Source organism: Streptomyces klenkii (genome assembly GCF_003626645.1).
GTDB lineage: Bacteria > Actinomycetota > Actinomycetes > Streptomycetales > Streptomycetaceae > Streptomyces > Streptomyces klenkii.
In genome coordinates, this window is the sequence record NZ_RBAM01000014.1 from 89,908 (window position 1) to 108,466 (window position 18,559).

23 protein-coding genes and 2 pseudogenes are annotated in these 18,559 nt (G+C 72.9%); 11 read left to right on the plus strand and 14 right to left on the minus strand.

The annotated features are described in order from the left end of the window. Nucleotides 1-137 precede the first annotated feature (137 nt). Nucleotides 138-644, plus strand: coding sequence for a DinB family protein (locus D7231_RS28265; RefSeq protein WP_120758434.1), 507 nt, complete (start codon nt 138-140; stop codon nt 642-644). 153 nt (nt 645-797) lie between these two features. Then, nucleotides 798-1,499 (plus strand): hypothetical protein, encoded by a 702-nt coding sequence (locus D7231_RS28270; RefSeq protein WP_120758398.1) that lies wholly within the window; start codon nt 798-800, stop codon nt 1,497-1,499. 67 nt (nt 1,500-1,566) lie between these two features. Here D7231_RS28270 and D7231_RS28275 read toward each other — a convergent pair whose 3' ends face one another. The 5 genes from D7231_RS28275 to D7231_RS28295 form a co-directional block, all read right to left on the minus strand. Next, on the minus strand, nt 1,567-2,265 hold the full coding sequence (locus D7231_RS28275; RefSeq protein ID WP_120758399.1) for a uracil-DNA glycosylase: 699 nt from the start codon (nt 2,263-2,265) through the stop codon (nt 1,567-1,569). A 132-nt stretch (nt 2,266-2,397) separates the two neighbouring features. After that, nucleotides 2,398-3,174, minus strand: a complete 777-nt coding sequence (locus D7231_RS28280; RefSeq protein ID WP_120758400.1) for an SDR family oxidoreductase — start codon at nt 3,172-3,174, stop codon at nt 2,398-2,400. Between the two features lie 14 nt (nt 3,175-3,188). After that, a complete protein-coding gene (gene fabG / locus D7231_RS28285; RefSeq protein WP_120758401.1) occupies nt 3,189-3,950 on the minus strand; it encodes a 3-oxoacyl-ACP reductase FabG in 762 nt (253 codons plus the stop codon). A gap of 140 nt (nt 3,951-4,090) precedes the next feature. Further along, nucleotides 4,091-4,486 carry a DUF3037 domain-containing protein gene (locus tag D7231_RS28290; protein WP_120758402.1) on the minus strand — a complete coding sequence of 132 codons (396 nt, stop codon included), beginning with the start codon at nt 4,484-4,486 and terminating at the stop codon, nt 4,091-4,093. Further along, nucleotides 4,483-5,307: a HipA family kinase gene (locus D7231_RS28295; RefSeq protein WP_120758403.1), complete on the minus strand. Its 825-nt coding sequence runs from the start codon at nt 5,305-5,307 to the stop codon at nt 4,483-4,485. The genes D7231_RS28290 and D7231_RS28295 overlap by 4 nt, the downstream gene beginning before the upstream one ends. 136 nt (nt 5,308-5,443) lie before the next feature. Between D7231_RS28295 and D7231_RS28300 the strand changes: the two genes are divergently transcribed. Then, entirely contained in the window at nt 5,444-6,001 is a 558-nt protein-coding gene (locus D7231_RS28300; protein WP_120758404.1) for a Rieske (2Fe-2S) protein, read from the plus strand. Between the two features lie 9 nt (nt 6,002-6,010). Here D7231_RS28300 and D7231_RS28305 read toward each other — a convergent pair whose 3' ends face one another. Next, nucleotides 6,011-6,676, minus strand: coding sequence for a cysteine hydrolase family protein (locus tag D7231_RS28305; protein ID WP_120758405.1), 666 nt, complete (start codon nt 6,674-6,676; stop codon nt 6,011-6,013). A gap of 124 nt (nt 6,677-6,800) precedes the next feature. On the opposite strand from D7231_RS28305, the gene D7231_RS28310 reads away from it, so the two are divergent. Continuing rightward, complete coding sequence (locus D7231_RS28310; RefSeq protein WP_120758406.1) at nt 6,801-7,283, plus strand: pyridoxamine 5'-phosphate oxidase family protein; 483 nt, start codon at nt 6,801-6,803, stop codon at nt 7,281-7,283. Between the two features lie 38 nt (nt 7,284-7,321). On the opposite strand, the gene D7231_RS28315 is transcribed toward D7231_RS28310, so the two are convergent. Further along, the gene (locus D7231_RS28315) at nt 7,322-8,227 is read right to left on the minus strand and encodes a LysR family transcriptional regulator (RefSeq protein ID WP_120758407.1); all 906 of its coding nucleotides are present in this window, start codon (nt 8,225-8,227) and stop codon (nt 7,322-7,324) included. 75 nt (nt 8,228-8,302) lie between these two features. Here D7231_RS28315 and D7231_RS28320 point away from each other — a divergent pair, with 75 nt between their 5' ends. Then, nucleotides 8,303-9,319 (plus strand): DMT family transporter, encoded by a 1,017-nt coding sequence (locus tag D7231_RS28320; protein WP_120758408.1) that lies wholly within the window; start codon nt 8,303-8,305, stop codon nt 9,317-9,319. Between the two features lie 40 nt (nt 9,320-9,359). Here the strand turns inward: D7231_RS28320 and D7231_RS28325 are convergent, their stop codons facing one another. Then, nucleotides 9,360-10,691, minus strand: coding sequence for an aminotransferase class I/II-fold pyridoxal phosphate-dependent enzyme (locus D7231_RS28325; protein WP_120758409.1), 1,332 nt, complete (start codon nt 10,689-10,691; stop codon nt 9,360-9,362). 35 nt (nt 10,692-10,726) lie between these two features. Between D7231_RS28325 and D7231_RS28330 the strand changes: the two genes are divergently transcribed. Next, nucleotides 10,727-11,437, plus strand: a complete 711-nt coding sequence (locus tag D7231_RS28330; RefSeq protein ID WP_120758410.1) for a pyridoxamine 5'-phosphate oxidase family protein — start codon at nt 10,727-10,729, stop codon at nt 11,435-11,437. 77 nt (nt 11,438-11,514) lie between these two features. On the opposite strand, the gene D7231_RS28335 is transcribed toward D7231_RS28330, so the two are convergent. From D7231_RS28335 to D7231_RS37845, 5 genes and pseudogenes are all read right to left on the minus strand, one after another. Continuing rightward, a complete protein-coding gene (locus D7231_RS28335; protein WP_120758411.1) occupies nt 11,515-12,513 on the minus strand; it encodes an EamA family transporter in 999 nt (332 codons plus the stop codon). Nucleotides 12,514-12,611: 98 nt separating this feature from the next. Next, nucleotides 12,612-13,139 (minus strand): Clp protease N-terminal domain-containing protein, encoded by a 528-nt coding sequence (locus D7231_RS28340; protein ID WP_120758412.1) that lies wholly within the window; start codon nt 13,137-13,139, stop codon nt 12,612-12,614. Between the two features lie 180 nt (nt 13,140-13,319). After that, the gene (locus D7231_RS28345) at nt 13,320-13,922 is read right to left on the minus strand and encodes a PadR family transcriptional regulator (protein ID WP_120758413.1); all 603 of its coding nucleotides are present in this window, start codon (nt 13,920-13,922) and stop codon (nt 13,320-13,322) included. A 449-nt stretch (nt 13,923-14,371) separates the two neighbouring features. Further along, entirely contained in the window at nt 14,372-15,133 is a 762-nt protein-coding gene (locus D7231_RS28350; RefSeq protein ID WP_120758414.1) for a hemopexin repeat-containing protein, read from the minus strand. Between the two features lie 313 nt (nt 15,134-15,446). After that, nucleotides 15,447-15,596: pseudogene (locus D7231_RS37845) on the minus strand (winged helix-turn-helix transcriptional regulator); the annotation flags it as partial. Here D7231_RS37845 and D7231_RS28360 point away from each other — a divergent pair. Beyond that, nucleotides 15,597-16,201 (plus strand): annotated as a pseudogene (locus D7231_RS28360) (NADP-dependent oxidoreductase); the annotation flags it as partial. Between the two features lie 55 nt (nt 16,202-16,256). Here D7231_RS28360 and D7231_RS28365 read toward each other — a convergent pair. Beyond that, on the minus strand, nt 16,257-16,412 hold the full coding sequence (locus D7231_RS28365) for a hypothetical protein (RefSeq protein ID WP_199739478.1): 156 nt from the start codon (nt 16,410-16,412) through the stop codon (nt 16,257-16,259). Here D7231_RS28365 and D7231_RS28370 point away from each other — a divergent pair. From D7231_RS28370 to D7231_RS28385, 4 genes are all read left to right on the plus strand, one after another. Continuing rightward, nucleotides 16,374-16,808 (plus strand): DUF6790 family protein, encoded by a 435-nt coding sequence (locus tag D7231_RS28370; RefSeq protein WP_241999960.1) that lies wholly within the window; start codon nt 16,374-16,376, stop codon nt 16,806-16,808. The genes D7231_RS28365 and D7231_RS28370 overlap by 39 nt on opposite strands. A 113-nt stretch (nt 16,809-16,921) precedes the next feature. Then, nucleotides 16,922-17,134, plus strand: coding sequence for a helix-turn-helix transcriptional regulator (locus tag D7231_RS28375; RefSeq protein ID WP_120758415.1), 213 nt, complete (start codon nt 16,922-16,924; stop codon nt 17,132-17,134). Next, on the plus strand, nt 17,109-17,510 hold the full coding sequence (locus D7231_RS28380; RefSeq protein WP_120758416.1) for a hypothetical protein: 402 nt from the start codon (nt 17,109-17,111) through the stop codon (nt 17,508-17,510). The genes D7231_RS28375 and D7231_RS28380 overlap by 26 nt, the downstream gene beginning before the upstream one ends. 225 nt (nt 17,511-17,735) lie before the next feature. After that, nucleotides 17,736-18,551 (plus strand): PhzF family phenazine biosynthesis protein, encoded by an 816-nt coding sequence (locus D7231_RS28385; protein ID WP_120758417.1) that lies wholly within the window; start codon nt 17,736-17,738, stop codon nt 18,549-18,551. The last annotated feature ends 8 nt before the right edge of the window (nt 18,552-18,559 follow it).

Consider the following 18,559-nt stretch of genomic DNA (forward strand, 5'->3'; position numbering starts at 1 on the left):
TGTGAAGCATACGGGCGTACGAGAGCGGGGCTGAGGGCGAGCGTCCGCGGGCTGTTGCGCGGCGTGCTCGCGGGGAGCGCCGGGGACGGGAAAACCCTTGGCGGGGCGGGCGGCCGGGCGGGAGGATGACCGCCATGATCAGCACTGAACGCCCCGAGCCCCCCACGATCGCCGACGAGCGCACCGCCCTGGAGGGCTGGCTCGACTTCCACCGCGCCACGCTGGCCCACAAAGTCGCCGGCCTGGACGAGGCGCAACTGCGCGAAGCCTCCGTGCCCCCGTCGACGCTGAGCCTCATGGGCCTCGTCCGGCACATGGCCGACGTCGAGCGCAGTTGGTTCCGCCGCTGCCTCGCCCGCGAGGACGCCCCGCCGATCTATTACACCGACGCGGACCCGGACGGGGACCACAACGTCACCGCGGAGGACAGCTGGGAGGAGGCGTACGCCACGTGGCAGGCGGAGATCGCCGCGGCCCGGGACATCGTGCGCGGGCGGTCGCTGGACGACCTCGGCTTCGCGCCCCACCGCAACAAGGAGTTCGACCTCCGGTGGATCTACATCCACATGATCGAGGAGTACGCGCGCCACAACGGCCACGCCGACCTCATCCGGGAGCGGATCGACGGGGCCACGGGGGCGTGAGCGGCGCCATGGGAGCCTGAGCCGGAACATGGGCTTGAGCGGCGCCGCGAAGGCCTGAGCGCGCCGCACGCCTGATCGCACATCACCCGTGCGGGGAATTCCCAACGCGGACGGCCGCAGAGCAGAGTTGAGCGAGTGCATCGACTGCCCGTAATGACGGTCATGGCGGCGGTGGCGATGGCGGCCGCCGGGTGCGTGTCCGTCTCTCAGCCGCCCTCCTCCCACGCACCGCCCCGCCTGCCGGGCCACGCCCGGCCGGGCGATCCCGCGCCGGGCCGGGCCCGCGAGGGCCTGATCACCATCGGCCCGGACGGCGCGGGCGGCCCGCAGAGCCCCGGGCAGGACGCGGGAGCCGCCACGGCCGGCGACGGCCCGGCCGGGAGCGCCCCGGGGCCCGACGGCGCGATCGCCCCCTCCGGCCGCTTCCGGCTCCGCGACGACGGGGGCCCGCCGGGGACCTACGGCTTCGGCGATCCCCCCGGGCCGTCCCACGACGGCGCGGAGCCGTCGCGCTCCGCCGGCTCCCCGTGGCTCCCGCACCCGCCCCGGAGGGCGGGCCGCTCCTGGGCCTCGCCGGACCGGCCCGCGTCGCCGGACTTCAGCCCGCCGTTGCCGCAGAGCGAGGTGCCCGCCCCGCCGCCGGAGCAGCAGCACACCGCCGATTCCCCGCCCGCGTCCGAATCCCGGCAGGAAGCCCCGCCGCCCGCGCAGGCGCCACCGCCGGCACCGGCGCCCGCACCCCGTGCCCGTACCAACCCCCGTAACAACAACGTCTGCGCCATGGGCCGGGAGCACGGGCGCTGGCAGCAGGGCGGCGACGCCTCACGGATCTGCGACTCGGTGTACGGGCACTGAGCGCCGCCGCGGTGCGGCCGGGGCGGGCGGGCGCGCAGCCCGCCCGCGGGCCCCGGCCGGGACCCGGTCAGACGGCCGGCACGTCCGCCAGGTCCGGGATCCGCCAGTCGATCGGCTCGTGGCCCTGGGCCGCGACGGCCTCGTTGATCCGGGTGAACGGGCGGCTGCCGAAGAACTTCTTCGCCGACAGCGGCGAGGGGTGGGCGCCCTTGACGACGACGTGCCGGGACTCGTCGATCAGCGGCAGCTTCTTCTGGGCGTAGTTGCCCCAGAGCACGAAGACGGCCGGGTCGGGCCGGGAGGCCACGGCGCGGATGACGGCGTCGGTGAACTTCTCCCAGCCCTTGCCCTTGTGGGAGTTGGGCTCCCCGCCGCGGACCGTCAGCACGGCGTTGAGCAGCAGGACGCCCTGCTCGGCCCACGGCTGGAGGTAGCCGTTGTCCGGGACGTCGTAGCCGAGCTCCTCGCGCATCTCCTTGTAGATGTTCCGCAGGGAGGGCGGGGTCTTCACGCCCGGCCGGACCGAGAAGCACAGGCCGTGACCCTGGCCCGCGCCGTGGTACGGGTCCTGGCCGAGGATGAGGACCTTCACCTGCTCGTACGGGGTCGCCTCCAGGGCTGCGAAGACCTCCCCGCGCGGCGGGTACACCGGTGCCTTCGTGCGCTCCTCCTCCACGAAGTCGGTGAGCTCCTTGAAGTAGGGCTTGTCCAGCTCCTCGGCGAGGACACCGTGCCAGGACTGGGGCAGCACGTCGGTGACGGTCACGTCAACAACCTCCGGGGTTCGTTCCGTTCTCGTCGGAGAACTTACCGGTGACCACTGACAACGGCCGATCCGAGCCCTCGGCCCCGGCCCCGGCTGCGGCCCCCGGGGCCGCCCGCGCGGGCCCGGGAGCGCTCAGAAGCCCGCGTTGAGGAAGATCCCGCCGTCCACGACGAGGGTCTGCCCGGTGATCCACGCGGCGGCGTCCGAGAGCAGGAACGCGGCCGCTCCCCCGATGTCCTCGGGGACCCCGAGGCGGCCGAGCGGGTACGAGGCCACGACCTCCTCCTCGCGTCCCTCGTAGAGGGCGGCGGCGAACCTGGTCTTGACGACGGCCGGGGCGATGGAGTTGACGCGCACCCCCGGGGCGAACTCGTGAGCGAGCTGGAGCGTGAGGTTGACCATCGCCGCCTTGCTCATGCCGTACGCCCCGACGAACGGGGAGGCGGAGATCCCGGCGACCGACGCGATGTTGACCACCGCCCCGCCGTTGCCCTTCTGCCAGGCCCGCCACGTCTGCTGGGCGAAGCCGAGGGCGGAGATCACGTTGGTCTCGAAGACCTTGCGGGCGACGCCCAGGTCGAGCTCGGCCATGGGGCCGAAGACGGGGTTCGTCCCGGCGTTGTTGACCAGGTAGTCGATCCGGCCGAACTCCTCCATCGCGTGCTCGACGGCGGCGGCCTGGTGGGCCTCGTCGTGGGCCTTGCCCGCGATGCCGATCGCCCGGCCCGCGCCGAGCGACGCGACGGCGTCCTTGAGGGTGTCCTCGTTGCGCCCGGTGATCACGACGCGGTCGCCGCGGTCGACCAGCGCCCGCGCGATGCCGTAGCCGATGCCGCGGCTGGCGCCGGTGACGAGGGCGACCTTGCCGGTGTCCTGCTGACCGGCCTGCTCCTGCTGCTGTGCAGTCATCTCCGTGCTTCCTGTCAGTTGAGCGGTCCGCCGGCCACGTACAGGACCTGGCCCGAGACGAAGCCCGCCTGCTCGCCGGTGAAGAAGGCGACGGCGTTGGCGATGTCCTCGGGCTCGCCCACGCGCTGCACCGGGATCTGGGTCGCCGCGGCCGCCTTGAAGTCCTCGAAGCCCATGCCGAGGCGCTCCGCGGTGGCGGCCGTCATGTCGGTGGCGATGAACCCCGGGGCGACGGAGTTGGCCGTGATGCCGAACTTGCCGAGCTCCTTGGCGAGGGACTTCGTGAAGCCCTGCACGCCGGCCTTGGCGGCGGCGTAGTTGGCCTGGCCGCGGTTGCCGAGGGCGGAGCTGCTGGAGAGGTTGACGATGCGGCCGAAGCCCGCGTCCACCATGTGCTTCTGGCAGGCGCGCGACATCAGGAACGCGCCCCGCAGGTGCACGTTCATGACGGTGTCCCAGTCGCTCTCGTCCATCTTGAACAGCAGATTGTCACGGGTGACGCCCGCGTTGTTGACGAGGATGAGCGGCGCGCCCAGCCCGGCGGCGATCCGGGTGACGGCGGCGTCCACCTGCGCGGCGTCGGTGACGTCGCAGCCGACGGCGAGCGCCGTGCCGCCCGCCGCGGTGATCTGCTCGACGGTGCCCGCGCAGGCCGCCTCGTCGAGGTCGAGGACGGCGACGGCGCGGCCTTCCTGCGCGAGGCGCACGGCGGTCGCGGCGCCGATGCCGCGGGCCGCGCCCGTGACGACGGCCACGCGCTGCTCGGGCTTGGGCATACGGGGATCTCCTCACCTCGAAGGCGGCTCGCCCGTCCGCCTACGGCCGGACAGGTGAGCAACCGCTTAGTAGCTTCGGCGGATCAGACGCTAGAAGCCCCGCCACCCGCTGTCAACGCCTTCCCGCGCCGCCCCGGAGCTCACCTCACCAGCAGGTCCAGCAGCCGCTCCGGCTCGGCCGCCGGGTCGGCCGTCAGGCCGGCGTGCACGGGGCCGGGCTGGACGATCGTGCTGCGGGGGGCGATCAGCCAGCGGAAGCGGCGCCCCGGATCGTCCCCGGCGGCCTGGCCGGCCCGCTCCCCGCCGAGGCACACGCCTTCGACGGCGCCGAGCGCGGCCCGTACGCCCGCCACGTCCGCTGCCGGGTCGAGGGCGAGCAGCCGCGCCTCGTCGAGGTGGACGCGGGCGGCCACGTACCCCTTCGCCTGGCAGTAGACGACGACCCCGGCGTTGATCTGCTCACCGCGCTCGACGCGGGGGACGACCCGCAGCAGTGCGTACTCGAAGACATCGCGTCCGTTGTGGCGCCCGGTCACTTCCCGGCCCTTCCGTCGAGCCTGACACGCACCCACTCCGGCGCCTGCGAGGGCTTGTCCTTGCTGCGTTCGCCGACCGTGATCCGGTCGCCGATGCTCTTCGCCCGCTCCAGCAGCACCTCGACGTAGGCCCGGCGCACCGCGTCGGGGCCGTCGAAGCCCGGCTCATCCGCGAGCCACTCGTCGGGCACGTCGGCGGCGACCGCGGTGAGCAGGTCCTCGGTGACGCGCGGCGCGAGCTCGGCCGCGGCCGCGGCGAGGTCCGGGCCGAAGGTCGCGAGGACGTGGTCGGAGGCGTCGTAGGGCCTGCCCGCGGCGGCGGCCGCGCCCGGCCAGTTGTGGTGCCAGATCATGGTGGCGCCGTGGTCGATGAGCCACAGCTCGCCGTGCCACACGAGCAGGTTCGGGTTGCGCCAGGAGCGGTCGACGTTGTTGATGAGCGCGTCGAACCAGATCACGCGGCCGGCCTCGGCCGCGGAGACCTCAAAGGCGAGCGGGTCGAAGCCGAGGGCGCCGGGCAGGAAGTCCATGGCGAGGTTGAGCCCGCCGCTGGCCTTCAGCAGCCCCTGCACCTCCTGGTCCGGCTCGCAGCGGCCGATCACCGGGTCGAGCTGGATGCGGGCCAGGTCCGGCACGCGCAGGCCGAGCGCACGGCCCAGCTGCCCGCAGATGACCTCGGCGACCAGCGTCTTGCGGCCCTGGCCGGCACCGGTGAACTTCATGACGTACGTGCCCAGGTCGTCGGCCTCGACGATGCCGGGGAGCGAGCCGCCCTCACGCAACGGCGTGACGTATCGGACGGCTGTGACTTCGGGGAGCATTGCCCCAGGCTACTGCGGGGCTCCGGCGCGCCTTCGAACGCGGGTCGCCGTGGTGTGAACGCGGGCGGCTCCGGCCCCGTACGTCTCTCTGAACCGGCACGATCCGACCTGTATCTGCACGACCAGAGGAGCGCACATGAACCACGTGTCACGGGCCGCGTCCTGCGCGTCTGCTGCATCCGCCGTATCCGACGCATCTACTGCGCCTGCCGTATCCACCGCATCCCGGGCCCCGCGCGGCTCGACCCGCCGCAGCGTCGTCGCGGCCGCCGGGACCGCCGGTCTCGTCACCCTGCTCGCCGCGTGCGGCGGAGGGGACGACGGCGGGAGCGGCGAGGCGAAGGACGACAAGAGCAAGAACGGGGACGACGACGGGAGCAGGACCGGGGGCGCGGACGCGGGCAAGGGCGGGGAGATCGCCAAGGCCGCGGACATCCCGGAGGGCGGCGGCAAGGTCTTCCCCGACCGGAAGGTCGTGGTGACCCAGCCGGCGAAGGGCGAGTTCAAGGCCTTCTCCGCGGTCTGCACCCACCAGGGATGCCTCGTCAGGGAGGTCTCCGGCGGCACCATCAACTGCCCGTGCCACGGCAGTAAATTCGCCGTCGCGGACGGGAGCGTGAAGGGCGGCCCGGCGAAGAAGGGGCTCCCCGAGCAGCAGGTCTCGGTGCACGACGGGTCCCTGCACCTGGGGTGATGCCGGGCGTCAGCCGCGCCGTGGCCCGCCTCCGCTCCCGCTCCGCCAGCCGCGCAGGACGGCTTCGGCCGTGGTGACGGTGGCGACGAGCGCCAGGGTGTGGCGGACCACGGCCGCGGTGTAATCCGCGGGCACGCCGGCGATGGCGTCGGCGGGGACGACGGCCGTGTAGCCGAGGTTGACCGCGTCGAAGACGGTGTTGGGGACGGCCACGTTGGCCGAGACGCCGGTGACGACGAGGGTGCGGCAGCCGAGGTTGCGCAGCAGGGGGTCCAGGCCGGTGCCCGCCAGGGGCGAGAGCCCGTGCAGCCGCCGGACGACGAGGTCGCCGTCGCCGACCGGGATCGGGTCGGCGACGCGCACCGCGCGGGTGCCGGCCAGCTGCTGCACGGGCAGCCGCTCGGCGGCGCGGAAGAGCCGGGCGTTGCGGCCGGCGCCGCGGCCGTCGGGGCGGCGCTCGGCGACGGCGTGCACGACCTGGACGCCCGCGTCGTGCGCGCCCGCGACCAGGCGGGCGATGTTCATGAGGGCGCCGGAGGCGCGTGCGGCGGCGGCGAGCTCGGGCAGGGCGCTGTCGGGGCCGACGACCCCGTGCTGGCACTCGACGGTGAGCAGCACGGTCGTCGCGGGGTCGGGGCGCTCGGCGGGCGGGGCTGCCGGGTCGGGCGGCGGCATGGCGGTCCTCCCTGCTGGGGGTGCGGCCGGGCCGCGTGAGGGTAGCGGGCCTTGCGCCGGCGGGGGAAGGGGCCCACACTTTCTGACACTCAGTCAGATAGCGGGGTGCGGGGAGGGCGCGGGCATGGTCACCGGCCAGCGGCGGGGCCGCCGGATCATGATGACGGAGGGGGAGCTGGACGCGTTCCTCGCCGGGCAGCGCACCTGCCGGGTGGCGACCGTGGGGCGCGACGGGCGGCCGCACCTCAGCGCGTTGTGGTTCGTCTGGGACGGGTCGGCGGTGTGGCTGTACTCGATCGTGCGCAGCCGCCGCTGGGCGGAGCTGCGGCACGACGCGCGCATCGCGGTACTGGTGGACGACGGACGCGAGTACGGGGAGCTGCGGGGCGCGGAACTGTCCGGCACGGCCGCCTTCGTCGGCGAGTCCCCGCGCACGGGCGCCCCCTGCCCGGAACTCACCGCGCCGGAGGCGCTCTTCACCGCCAAGTACTTCGGCGGCCTTCCCGCAATGCCCCATGACGGCCGCCACGCCTGGCTCCGCCTGGCACCGGACGCGATCGCGACCTGGGACTTCCACAAGCTGGGGGGCGGCCGCCCGCCGGGGTGAGGGGTTGCGGGGGGGGGCGATTGGGGGCGGGGCCGCGGTCAGCCGGCCACCTTTTCGCCGGCCGTTCGCAGCGCCTCGACCGCGGCGCGGATGGAGGGGCGCCGGTCCGCATCCGCGCGCCAGATCGCGTAGACGTGGCGGCGCACGGTGTGCCGTACGGGCACGACGCGCACCCCTTCCGGCACCGGCCCGCGGCCCAGCCGCGGCGCGACGGCGACGCCGAGCCCGGCGGCGATCAGGGCGAGCTGGGTGTGGTGCTCCTCGGCCATGTGGGAGATGCGGGGCTCGATGCCCTTGCCGCGCAGGGTGAGCATCAGCCAGTCGTGACAGAACTCGCCCCGGGGCCAGGAGACCCAGTCGTCGTCGGCGAACTCTTCCAGGTCGACCCCCTCGCGGCCGGCCAGCGGATGGTCCGCCGGCATGGCCACGTCGGCGATGTCGTCGAGGATCGGGGCCTTGGCCAGGCCGTCCGGCATCGGCAGCGGCTTGTTGTACCAGTCGAGGACGACGGCCACGTCTATGTCGCCGCGGACGACCCGGGGCACGGCCTCGTCCGGCTCCATCTCCTCCAGCCGGGCCCGCAGCTGGGGGTGGGCCGCGCGCAGCTCGGCGAGGGCGGCCGGGAAGAGGCCGCGGGCGGCCGTGGGGAACGCGCCGAGGAGCAGCTCGCCGACGGCCTGCCCGCGCTGCGCCTCCAGGTCGGCCTGGGCCAGCTCGACCTGCGAGAGGATCCGCGAGGCGTGGTCGGCGAGCAGCCGGCCGGCGTCGGTGAGCCGCACGCCGCGCCCCTGTTTGGCGAGGAGCTGCTGCCCGGTCTCCCGCTCCAGCTTGGCGAGCTGCTGCGAGACGGCGGACGTCGTCACGTGCAGCCCGTCCGCCGCGGCACTGACGGAGCCGTGGCGGGCGACGGCGTTGAGGGTACGCAGGCGCTCCAGGTTCAACATATAAGCAACTCTACGCGATAAACCCCACTTAAATTTACTTGTACTAAGGCGTACGGGGCGGTCATTCTTACGACCATGCGCACCACGGCAACCTCCAGCTCCTCCGTCCCGCCGGGCCTCCCGGTCCGCCCGCTCCCCTCCTCCGGCGCCTCGCACCGTCAGCCGCAGCAGGGCCGCCCCACCGTGGACTGGAGGATCCGCTTCGGTGCGCTCGCGCTCATCTGGGGCTGCAGCTTCCTCTTCATCAAGCTCGGCACGGACGGTTTCCCGCCGCTGTACGTCGCCTTCGGCCGCATGTTCTTCGGCGCGGCGGTGCTCGTCGCGACGCTGGCCGTCAAGCGGGAGCGCCTGCCGCGCGCCGCCCGCACCTGGGGCCACCTGGCCGTCGCGGCCTTCCTGCTCAACGCCCTGCCGTTCACCCTCTTCGCCTACGCCGAACTGCGCATCCCCTCCACGCTCGCCGGGATCTGCAATGCCACGACCCCGCTGTGGGGCATGGTCCTCTCGCTCGTGGCCCTCTCCGAGGACCGCCCGACGCGGCGCCGGTTCGCGGGTCTGGCGATCGGCTTCGCCGGCGTGCTGACCGTGCTCGGCGCCTGGCAGGGCTTCTCCGGCCAGGACGCGGCGGGCACGGTGATGGCCCTCGTCGCCTCCGCCAGCTACGCGATCGGCTGGATCTACGTCCGGCGCACGCTGACCGACTCGGGCGACTCCAACCTGTCCAAGTCCGGCGCGCAGTTGCTGCTGGGCACGGTCCAGCTGGCGGTGGTCGCCCCGCTGTTCGCGCCGGTGCCGGCCTCCTTCCCCGCCGTGCCGCTGCTGGCCGTCTTCGCCCTCGGGGCGCTGGGCACGGGCCTGGCCTTCCTCGTGCAGTACGGACTGGTCGCCGAGGTCGGGCCCACGATGGCGTCCATGACCACGTACCTCATACCGGTCGTGGCGACCGTCGCCGGCGTGGCCCTCCTGGGCGAGGAGCTCACCTGGAACACCCCCGTCGGCGCGGTCATCGTGCTGGCGGGCGCCGCCCTCACCCAGAGCAAGACGGGAAGCAAGGCCGGAAGCAAGGCCGAGAGCAGGGCCGGACGGAAGTGACGGCGTCTCCCCCGCGGGGGGCATGCCGGTTGAGGGGCTGTCAGTCGTAGCGCCCCGCAGCCGAGGGACGGGTCGCGGCCGCCAGGGCGTCCGCGACCTCTTCTATTTCCTCTGCGGCCAGGCCCGAGACGGTCAGCCGCACCGCCGGAGGCGACGAAACCCGGAACCGGGCCCCCGGCGCGACCGCCCAGCCCGCGTGCAGCAGCCGCGCCACCGCCGCCGTCTCGTCGGGCACGGGCAGCCACACGTTCATCCCGCTGCGCCCGTGGGCCTCGATCCCCCGCGCGCGCAGGGCCGCGACGAGCGGGTCGCGGCGCCGCCCGTACGCGGCAGCCACCGCCGCCGCGTCCACCGCGCCGCTGCGCCACAGATGGACGACGGCGTCTTGCAGGATGTGGCTGACCCAGCCGGGGCCGAGGCGCTGCCGGCCGCGGACCCGGTCCACGGTGACGGCGTCGCCCGCGAGCACCGCGAGCCGCAGGTCGGGGCCGTACGCCTTGGCGACGGAGCGGACGACGACCCAGTGGTCGGTGCAGCCCGTGAGGGTGCGCAGGGGGAGGTCGACGATTCCGTGGCCGTGGTCGTCCTCGACGAGCAGCGCCCCGGGGTGGCCGGAGAGCACGGTGCGCAGCTCGCGCGCCCGGGCCGCGCTCACCACCGCCCCCGTGGGGTTCTGCGCCCGCGCGGTGACGATCATGGCCCGGGCGCCCTGCCGCAGCACGCGGTCCGCGGCCTCGGGCAGCGGGCCGTCGTCGTCGACGGGCACGGGGACGGCCCGCAGCCCGAGGGCCGGGACGAGGTCGAGGACAGCGCCCCAGCCCGGGTCCTCGACCGCGACGGAGTCGCCCGGCCGCAGGTGCACGGCGAGGACGCGCTCGATGGCGTCGAGGGCGCCGGAGGTGACGGCGAGCGGCCCGCCGGGCACCCCGTCCGCGGTGAAGGCGGCCCGGGCGAACCGCTCCAGCTCCGTGTCGACGGCGGGCGCTCCGTAGAGCGCGGGGGCCTCCGCGGCGCGGGCCGCGGCGGCGGCGAGCGCAGCGCCGAGCGGGGGCAGCAGGGCGGTGTCGGGATTGCCCGCCGAGACGTCCCGCACGCCGTCGGGGACCTCGACGTGGATGAGCTCGCGGGCCGTGCTGGCCGGGCGGTGGCGCACACGGCTCCCCCGGCGGCCGGCCGTCTCGATCACCCCGCGCTCGCGCAGCGTGCGGTAGGCGGCGGCGACCGTATTGGGATTGACGCCCAACTCGACCGCCAACTCCCGCATGGGCGGCAGCAGTTCGCCGGGAGCCAGCCTGCCGGCGCCCACGGCACTTTCCACGCTCGCGGAGATCTCAGCTGCGCGGCGACCCTCGATCCGATACTCTCCTAGCACAAAGAAGATTATGCACTAGTGCAATGGAGTTCGCAATGACTGCTGCTGCGCCGCCCGTCCCGCACGAGCAGCCTGTCCCGCACGAGCAGTCCGCCGCGTACGAGCAGACCGAGCGGACCACGCCGACCCGCGCCCGCGAGCGCGCCTCGTACGACCGCGAGGTCGTGCACGCGATCCTCGACGCGGGCTACGTCTGCCACCTCGGCTTCGTGCGCGACGGGGCGCCGGTCGTCCTGCCCACGCTCTACGGACGCGTCGGCGACCGGCTCTACGTCCACGGCTCGACGGGCTCGCGCCCGCTGCGCACCGCGGGCCGGGCGGGGGACGCGGGCATGCCCGTCTGCCTGACCGTCACCCACGTCGACGGCCTCGTCCTCGCGCGCTCCGCCTTCCACCACTCCCTCAACTACCGGTCGGTCGTGGTGCACGGCTCCGCCCACCAGGTGACCGAGGAGGCCGAGAAGCGCGCGGCCCTCGACGCCCTGGTCGAGCAGGCCACGCCGGGCCGGGCGGCGGACTGCCGCCCGGCCTCGGCCAAGGAGCTCGCCGCGACGGCCGTGCTCCGCCTCGACCTCGCCGAGGTGTCCGCCAAGGTGCGCACCGGCGGCGTGAACGACGAGCCCGAAGACCTCGCCCTCCCCCACTGGAGCGGCGTCGTGCCCGTGGCCCCCGCGTACGGCACGCCCATACCCGACAAGGACCTCGCCCCGGGCACTCCGCTCCCGGCTTACGTCGCTGCTCTCTGAGCGGTCCGGCGCGAGCGGCCGGCCTGAGCGGTCCGGCGCCGGGGCAGTTCGGCGCCGGGGCGGTCAGGGCAGGCCCGTCAGGGCCGGGCCCGGCTCGGCTCGGCGGGCACGTCCTCCTGAGCGTCGGCCGCCGCGCCGCCGCCCTGGGCCACCGGCGCCGCCGCGGGCTTCCTGGGCGTGGAGGACTGGGCGATGAAGGCGCCCGCCAGCACCACGGCGCCGCCGAGGGTCTGGGGCGCGGAGAGGTGCTCCCCGAGCAGCACCCAGGCCAGCACGGTCGCGACCACCGCCTCCAGGCAGGCGACCACGCCCGCGACCTGCGGCGACAGCCTGCGTACGGCCAGCACGCCGGTGAGGTACGCGGCCACGGTGGCCACGAGCACGACCCAGCCGAGGAGCAGCGCGGCCGGCACGTCCGTGCCGTTCATTCCGGCGCTCCCGGCGAGCACGGACCAGTCCATGCCCCAGGGACGGGCGACGGCAGTGAGGACGAGGGCGCCGACGAGGAGCCCGTAGGCGATCACACCGAAGGGGTCGGCGGGCTCCTCGCCGTCGCTGCCGTGGTCGCACAGCACGAAGTAGCCCACCTGGCAGCACGCGGCGCCGAGGGCGAGCAGCAGGCCCACCGCGTCGAAGCTCATGCCCGACCACACCTCCACCACGCAGGCGAGCCCGGCGACGGCGAGCACCACGCCCACGGCCGCGGCGCGGCTGACCGGGCGGCGCTGGACGAAGCGCACCCACCCCAGCAGGAGCGCCGGCCCGAGGTATTCGACGAGCAGCGCCACACCGACCGGGATCCGGGATATCGCGGCGAAGTAGCAGGCCTGGACGCCGGCCACGGCCAGCAGGCCGAATCCGGCGAGGAGTGCGGGGCGGCGGGTGACGAGGGCGCGGTGGCGCCACGCGACCGGCAGCAGCACCAGGGCGGCGCCGGCCGCCCGTAGCCACACCACGTGCAGCGGGTCGAGACCCGCCTGGATCAGCGGCTTGGCCGCGACACCGGAACCACCGAACGCGAGGGCGGAGACCAGGGCGAGGCCCAGGCCCGCACTTCTCCCTTGAGAGGCTTGCATCGGCACATCATGCCAGCCGATGACATGACCGTCACCCCTCAATGGTCATGACGTACCGATCACCGGATCCCAGGCGCCGGCGACACATGACGACGACGTCACGGCACCTCATGGCCCATCAGGTCGAGATCGGCCGCGAGCGCCGCCGTGTCCACGCCCGCGCGGCGCATGACCTCGGCCGCGCGGCAGCGGTGGTCCTGGGCGAGCGCCGCCAGGAGGTCCACCCCTTCCGCACGGTCGCCGCCCCGCGCGCAGGCCCGGGCGTACGCACCCTCCATGGCGGTGGCCGCCGCGGGCGACCAGCGGGGCGCCCGGCAGCCGAGGAGGACGGGCAGCGAGCCGGAGTCCTCGACGGTGCCTCTCCAGCGCAACCCGTAGCCGATGGTGCGCTGGACGAGATAGCCGAGCAGCCGTACGGACCGGTCCTTGCCCCGGCCGTTCACGGCCCGGCACACGGCGGGGTCCGCCTCCATCAGGGTGTGGAGCAGGTGGGCGGTGTCGACCTGCCCGTCCCCGTCCCGAACGGCGCGCCTGCGGGCGCCCGTGACCGCGGCCGCCAGCTCGGGGCTGAACAGGCCTTCCCGGACGACGCCCGTCGCCCCCTTGTCTCCTATGCGGCTCTGCACCCTCCCACCCCATCAGTCACGAACCGCCGGGTCATCCCCGTAGGGAAGCATTCACGCATCCCACGGCGGTTGGGTGCGCGCCGCGGATTCCTCCTCCTTGAGGAGGACGGGCGCGCCGTCGTTCTCAGGGGTGTTCCCGGACAGAACGCGGGAACACCCCTTCGCGGCCGCACAATCGGCTCATCCCTCGTCGGCGAGGATGAGGTAGAGCTTCTTGCGCGATTCGTTGATGACGTCGAGGGCCTTCTGGCGCTGCTCGGGGGTGCCGGTCTTCCACACCTGCCCGAAGGCCTCCAGCAGCCCGAAGCCGGCCTGCCGTATCTCCTGCGCCGCCTCCCAGTCGACGCCGCGGCCGACGTCCTCCCAGGGGGCGTCGGGGCCGGCCTCGGCCTCGGTGCGGCCCTCCGCGGTGAGGCTGAACAGCTTCTTGCCGCCCTCGCTCGCGCTCTCGATCAGACCCTCGTCCTCCAGCATCTGCAAGGTCGGGTAGACCGACCCCGGGCTGGGCTTCCAGGCACCGCCACTGCGCTCGGCGATCTCCCGGATCATCTCGTAGCCGTGCATGGGCCGGTCCTTCAGCAGGGACAGGATCGAGGCGCGCACGTCGCCCCTCCTGGCCCGGCCACCGCCGTGCCCTCCCCGGCCACGCCCCCAGGGCCCGCCACCGAACGGCGGCCCCCCGAAACCGGGCCCGAAACCCCCGAAGGCGGCCCGCCGCCCGTCGAAGTCACCCGCACCGCGCGGGCCGGGTCCATGGTGCTCGTATCCACGTGAACGTCGCATGACGTTCCTCCAATCGTTGATCACTGTCGCCGATCAACACTGTCGCTGATCTGTCGCGACACTTCAACGATATATCGGAACCGATCGCCTGACAATGCCCTCCCGCAGCCGACGCTCGCCCTGTGTCAGCGAACCTTGGCCGCTTGCCACTGAAGATCGACCGCGCAGGTCAACGCGTTAAGGACCCCTTCGGTACAGCAGCCCGAAGGCCCGGCCGGCCCCCCGCGCAACGGCGCACCACGAGGGCCAACCGCTCCTCAACCCCGCGGGCCACCCCAACCTCTCCGCCCCCGATGCCCGACGCTCATCGAGGGGCGAGGCGGGATCGTCGGTGTCACGTGCGGCGAACGCGAGTGCAGCCGGAAGTGGTGACCAGGGCAGCACCGTCCCTGCCCACGACTACCGTCGCCTCTTGATCGCGGGCCCATTGGGGTGCTGTTGCCACGCGCTCAGGCTTTTTTCGCGAATTCCAGCAGGACCTTGTCGATGATCGTGACCGAGCACCCGCCCCAGAGGCGGAGTGTGCGAATGCTGGTGAGGGTTTCCCAATTGGGGGGCTTGACGGGCTTGGGTTGCTGGTCGACCTTGTCGGTGGGGATGTCGAAGCGGATGTAGAGGTCGCCCTTGAACGCGTACACCCGGTTCTTGTCCCAGCGAATGATCGCGTCGATGCCGCTGCCGAAGCCGGCCGGTTCGAACCCTTCCCAGTGCCGGCCGATCTTCAGAGGGAAGCCGTCGTCGACTTTGTTGAGCTTCAGGTTGTACCGGAGGCACTGGTCGCCTTTGAAGAAGTAGACGTAGTCCGAGTTCCACAGCAGGGCGGCATCAATGTCGCGGTCGAAGCCCGGAGCCTTCGTGCCGGGCCAGCCATCGGCGGTCTGTTTGGGGTAGCCCTCGTCGACAGTCAGGGTCGACAGCGTGCAGCGCACGTAGCTGCTGCCGGACATGAAGTAGATCTTGTCGGTCGACTCCAGGAAGATGGAAGGGATGCTCTTGCCGGACGACGCCGCTCGTGAGAGCCAGTCCAGTGCTTCCGCGGATCCCTTCCACGCCTTCGCGAAGGGGCGGCTGCCCACCGGCTTGTCGTCATTCTTGGAGCCCACGACGAACAGGGCCTTCTCCCCGTTGAGCTGCTCAACGACATAGCAGCAGTGCTTCAGGTCATATTCGGCCATCAGCCCCTCCATGGGCTTACTGTCGGCGTCGACCACGGACGGGCCGACCGTACGCAGCCCACAGCTAGCGCATGCCTCCGGTGTATCCGGCACGCCGCGCCATCCGAATCACCCGTACCGGTCAGGGCTGGCAGCCCGCTGCGGGGCGCACGAGGGCGACCGTCCACCCGTCCCGCATGCCAGTCGGACGGGCACCGGGATCGAGAAACCGGTGATCCGAATGAAACGCCCTAGCCCCTGCGGCGCGGCGCCGGTCAGGCATTGCTGGTGAAGCCGGGGACGTGAACGGCGGTCAACCTTCAGTGGCAAGCGGTCAAGGTTCGCCGGCGCAGGACAACGGTGTTCCGCCTCACTCATAGGCGACCGGCTCGGGGTCGGCGTCGAACGCGTCGAGCACGTCCAGCACCGCGTCGCCGTTCGCCCTCGCCCACTCGGTCAGCGTGCGGATCGGTCCGATCAGCGTCGCCCCGAGCGGGGCGCGCTCGCACTCGACGCGGGGCAGGCGCCGCAGACATGGCGGTTCAGGCCCGGCGACGAGGTGTCCGTGCCGGTCGCCGGTCTGACGGCGTGGCAGGGCCTCGTCGGCCTCGGCCGCGTGAGCGAGGGCGACCGCGTCTGCTCCACGGCGGTGGTGGCGGGGTCGGCCAGGTCGCCATCCAGATCGCGAAGGCGCTCGGCGCGCACGTGATCGCGACCGCCGGCGGGAGCAAGCGGGGGTTCGTCGAGGGGTTCGGCGCCGACGAGGTAATCGACTACTCGGCCGTCGACTTCACCGAGGCGGTCCGCGACATCGACGTCGCGCTCGACACGATCGGCGGCAACACCGCCGAACGGTCCCTCGACGTGCTCCGCCCAGGCGGCCACCTGGTGACAGCGGCCGCCGAGGAGGATGCGGAGCTGGTTGCCCCGTTCGAAGCGGCCGGCATGCGCTTCAGCGGCATCGCGGTCGGCCCCGATCCGGTCGCCCTACGAGGCCTCGTCGCACTCGTCGAACAGGGCAGGCTCCGAGTCCATGTCCAGGAGACGTTCCCGTTCGAACGCGCCGCCGAAGCGCACCGGTTACTCGACGGCGGTCACCTCCAGGGCAAGCTCGCCCTCGTCTGATTCCGTCGAAGGCTTAGCGGCCTTCGCGACGATCGGCCGGATCCGGAATGCGGATTCAGGACCGCTCAAGGAGCTGCGCCGGCAGGGCGGTGTCGCGCAGATACCGCTCGTACGGGAAGCCGGCTTCGAGCAGGGTGTTGCGCAGCTCGCCGTAGAGCGGTTTCCCGTTGCCGTGGAAGGCCTTGCGGCCGGCGTCGGTGACGCCGACCAAGCCGTCGCCGCGCTCGGCTGCGGGAGCCTGTGGCTGACGGTCGCGTTCGTCACCGTCCCGGACGTGATGGCCACCGCGATCGGCTTCAACCGGACCCCGTTCGAGTTCGAGATCGCTTTCGCCAACCTCGGGCTCGCCGTCATGGGCTTCCGCGCCGCCTCGCCCTCGGCCACGGCCCGCGAGCGCATCACCGTCGGCCTGGGCGCCGGCATGTTCCTCTGGGGCGCGGCGATCGGCCACGTCTACCAGTGGTTCGCCAACGGCGACCACGCTCCGGGCAACACCGGTGGAGTCCTGGTCTGCGACCTGCTCTTCCCCGCAGTCATGATCATCCTCGCCCGTCGCTCGCGTCGCCTGCCCACCGCCGAGCAGCCTGCCGCCGCAGCCCTCGCCTGACGCCCTGCCGGGCACTCGCCGTGCTGGAGCACCCCGCGATGAGGGTTCACCATCCAGCTCCGGCTGTAAAGCGAGCTTGACAGCCGTCGAGAGGTGACAAGTAGGCTTTACACGTGCGAAACAGCGTCAGGAAACTGCGGTCGTCGCGAGGGCTCTCCCAGGGCCAGCTGGGCACAGCCCTCGGGGTCTCAAGACAAACGATCAATGCCATCGAGACCGAGCGGTACACGCCTTCCCTGCCGCTCGCCCTGTCCATGGCCAAGTTCTTCGAGGTCAGCGTTGAGGAGATGTTCCACGCCGATGAGAGCCCAGCAGATGACCAGTAACACAGCCAGGCGGTCCGTCCCCGGCTTCTTCCTCGCCCTCGGAGGCGCCTGCCTCGTGGCCTCGGCTTTCGGCGGGCGTCTCGCTCTCGGCCTGGTGACGTTCGGGATCCTGGCGGTCTGCAGTCTTGCCTTAGTGCTGCTGGGACGCCGGAGCGAGACCTATCAGGGCCTCACCGAGAGGGAACCCGACGAGCGCTTCGCCCGGATATCAGGGCGAGCCTGGGCCGGCACGGGCGTGGTGCTTACGGTGGGGAATCTCTACGCCTTCATCGGTGACCTGGCATCCGGACGAAGCGGCGATCCGTACTTCTGGTTCGTGGCCACCGCCGCCATCACTTACATCGCGTTCGTCGCCTTCTGGTCTCGGCGTACCTAAGACGCCGGCCATCGCCTCGAACCTGGTCACCGGAGGCCGGTGCCGGGCGGTGCCGGCGCCGATCGATGAGCGGAGGGGGCCGCGTCCTGGGACTCATCGAGCAGGAAGGGTGACCCGGGCGCTTCAGGCGCCCGAAGCGGCGGGCTGCCAAAGAGGAGTTGGCGCGGGCCACATTTTGTTAATTGGCCCTGGCCTGCCGGTTCTTCGGGACCGTAGCGTCCGGCCATGCGTATTCGAATCGTCGACGCCTTCACCGACCGCCCCTTCGCCGGCAACCCGGCCGGGGTCGTCCTCTTCGACGGGGCCTTCCCCGAGGACGACCGGCTCCAGAAGATCGCCGCCGAGGTGAACCTCTCCGAGACGGCCTTCGCCCGCCCCCTCACCGGCTCCCCGCAGGGCGCCGACTGGGCGCTGCGCTGGTTCACGCCCCTGACCGAGGTCGACATGTGCGGCCACGCCACGCTCGCCACGGCGCACGTCCTGCACTCCACGGGCACCGCGACCGGCACGGTCCGCTTCGCCGCGCGCTGCGGCATCCTCTCCGCGACGGCGCACGAGGACGGGTCGATCACCCTGGACTTCCCCACCGCACCGCTCACCCCCGCCGCTCTCCCCGACGGCGCGGCCGAAGCGCTGGGCACCGAAGTGCGCAGCGTCCAGGACACCGGCCCGCACATCGGCGACCTGCTGGTCGAGCTGGCCGACGAGAAGACCGTACGGGCCCTGACCCCCGACGTCCGGGCCCTCGGCCGGCTCTCCCGCCGCGGCGTCATCGCCACCGCCCCGGCCGAGGACCCGTCCCGCGGCTACGACTACGTCTCGCGCTGCTTCTTCCCGAACGTCGGCATCGACGAGGACCCCGTCACGGGCAGCGCGCACACCGCGCTCGCCCCGTTCTGGTCCGGGCGGCTCGGCCGCGACGACCTGACCGGGCTCCAGGCGTCCGCCCGTACGGGGCTGGTGCGGACCGGGCTGCGCGCCGACCGCACGCTGCTGACCGGCTCCGCCGTGACGGTCATCGACGGCGAGCTCCTGGCGTAGGCCGTGGC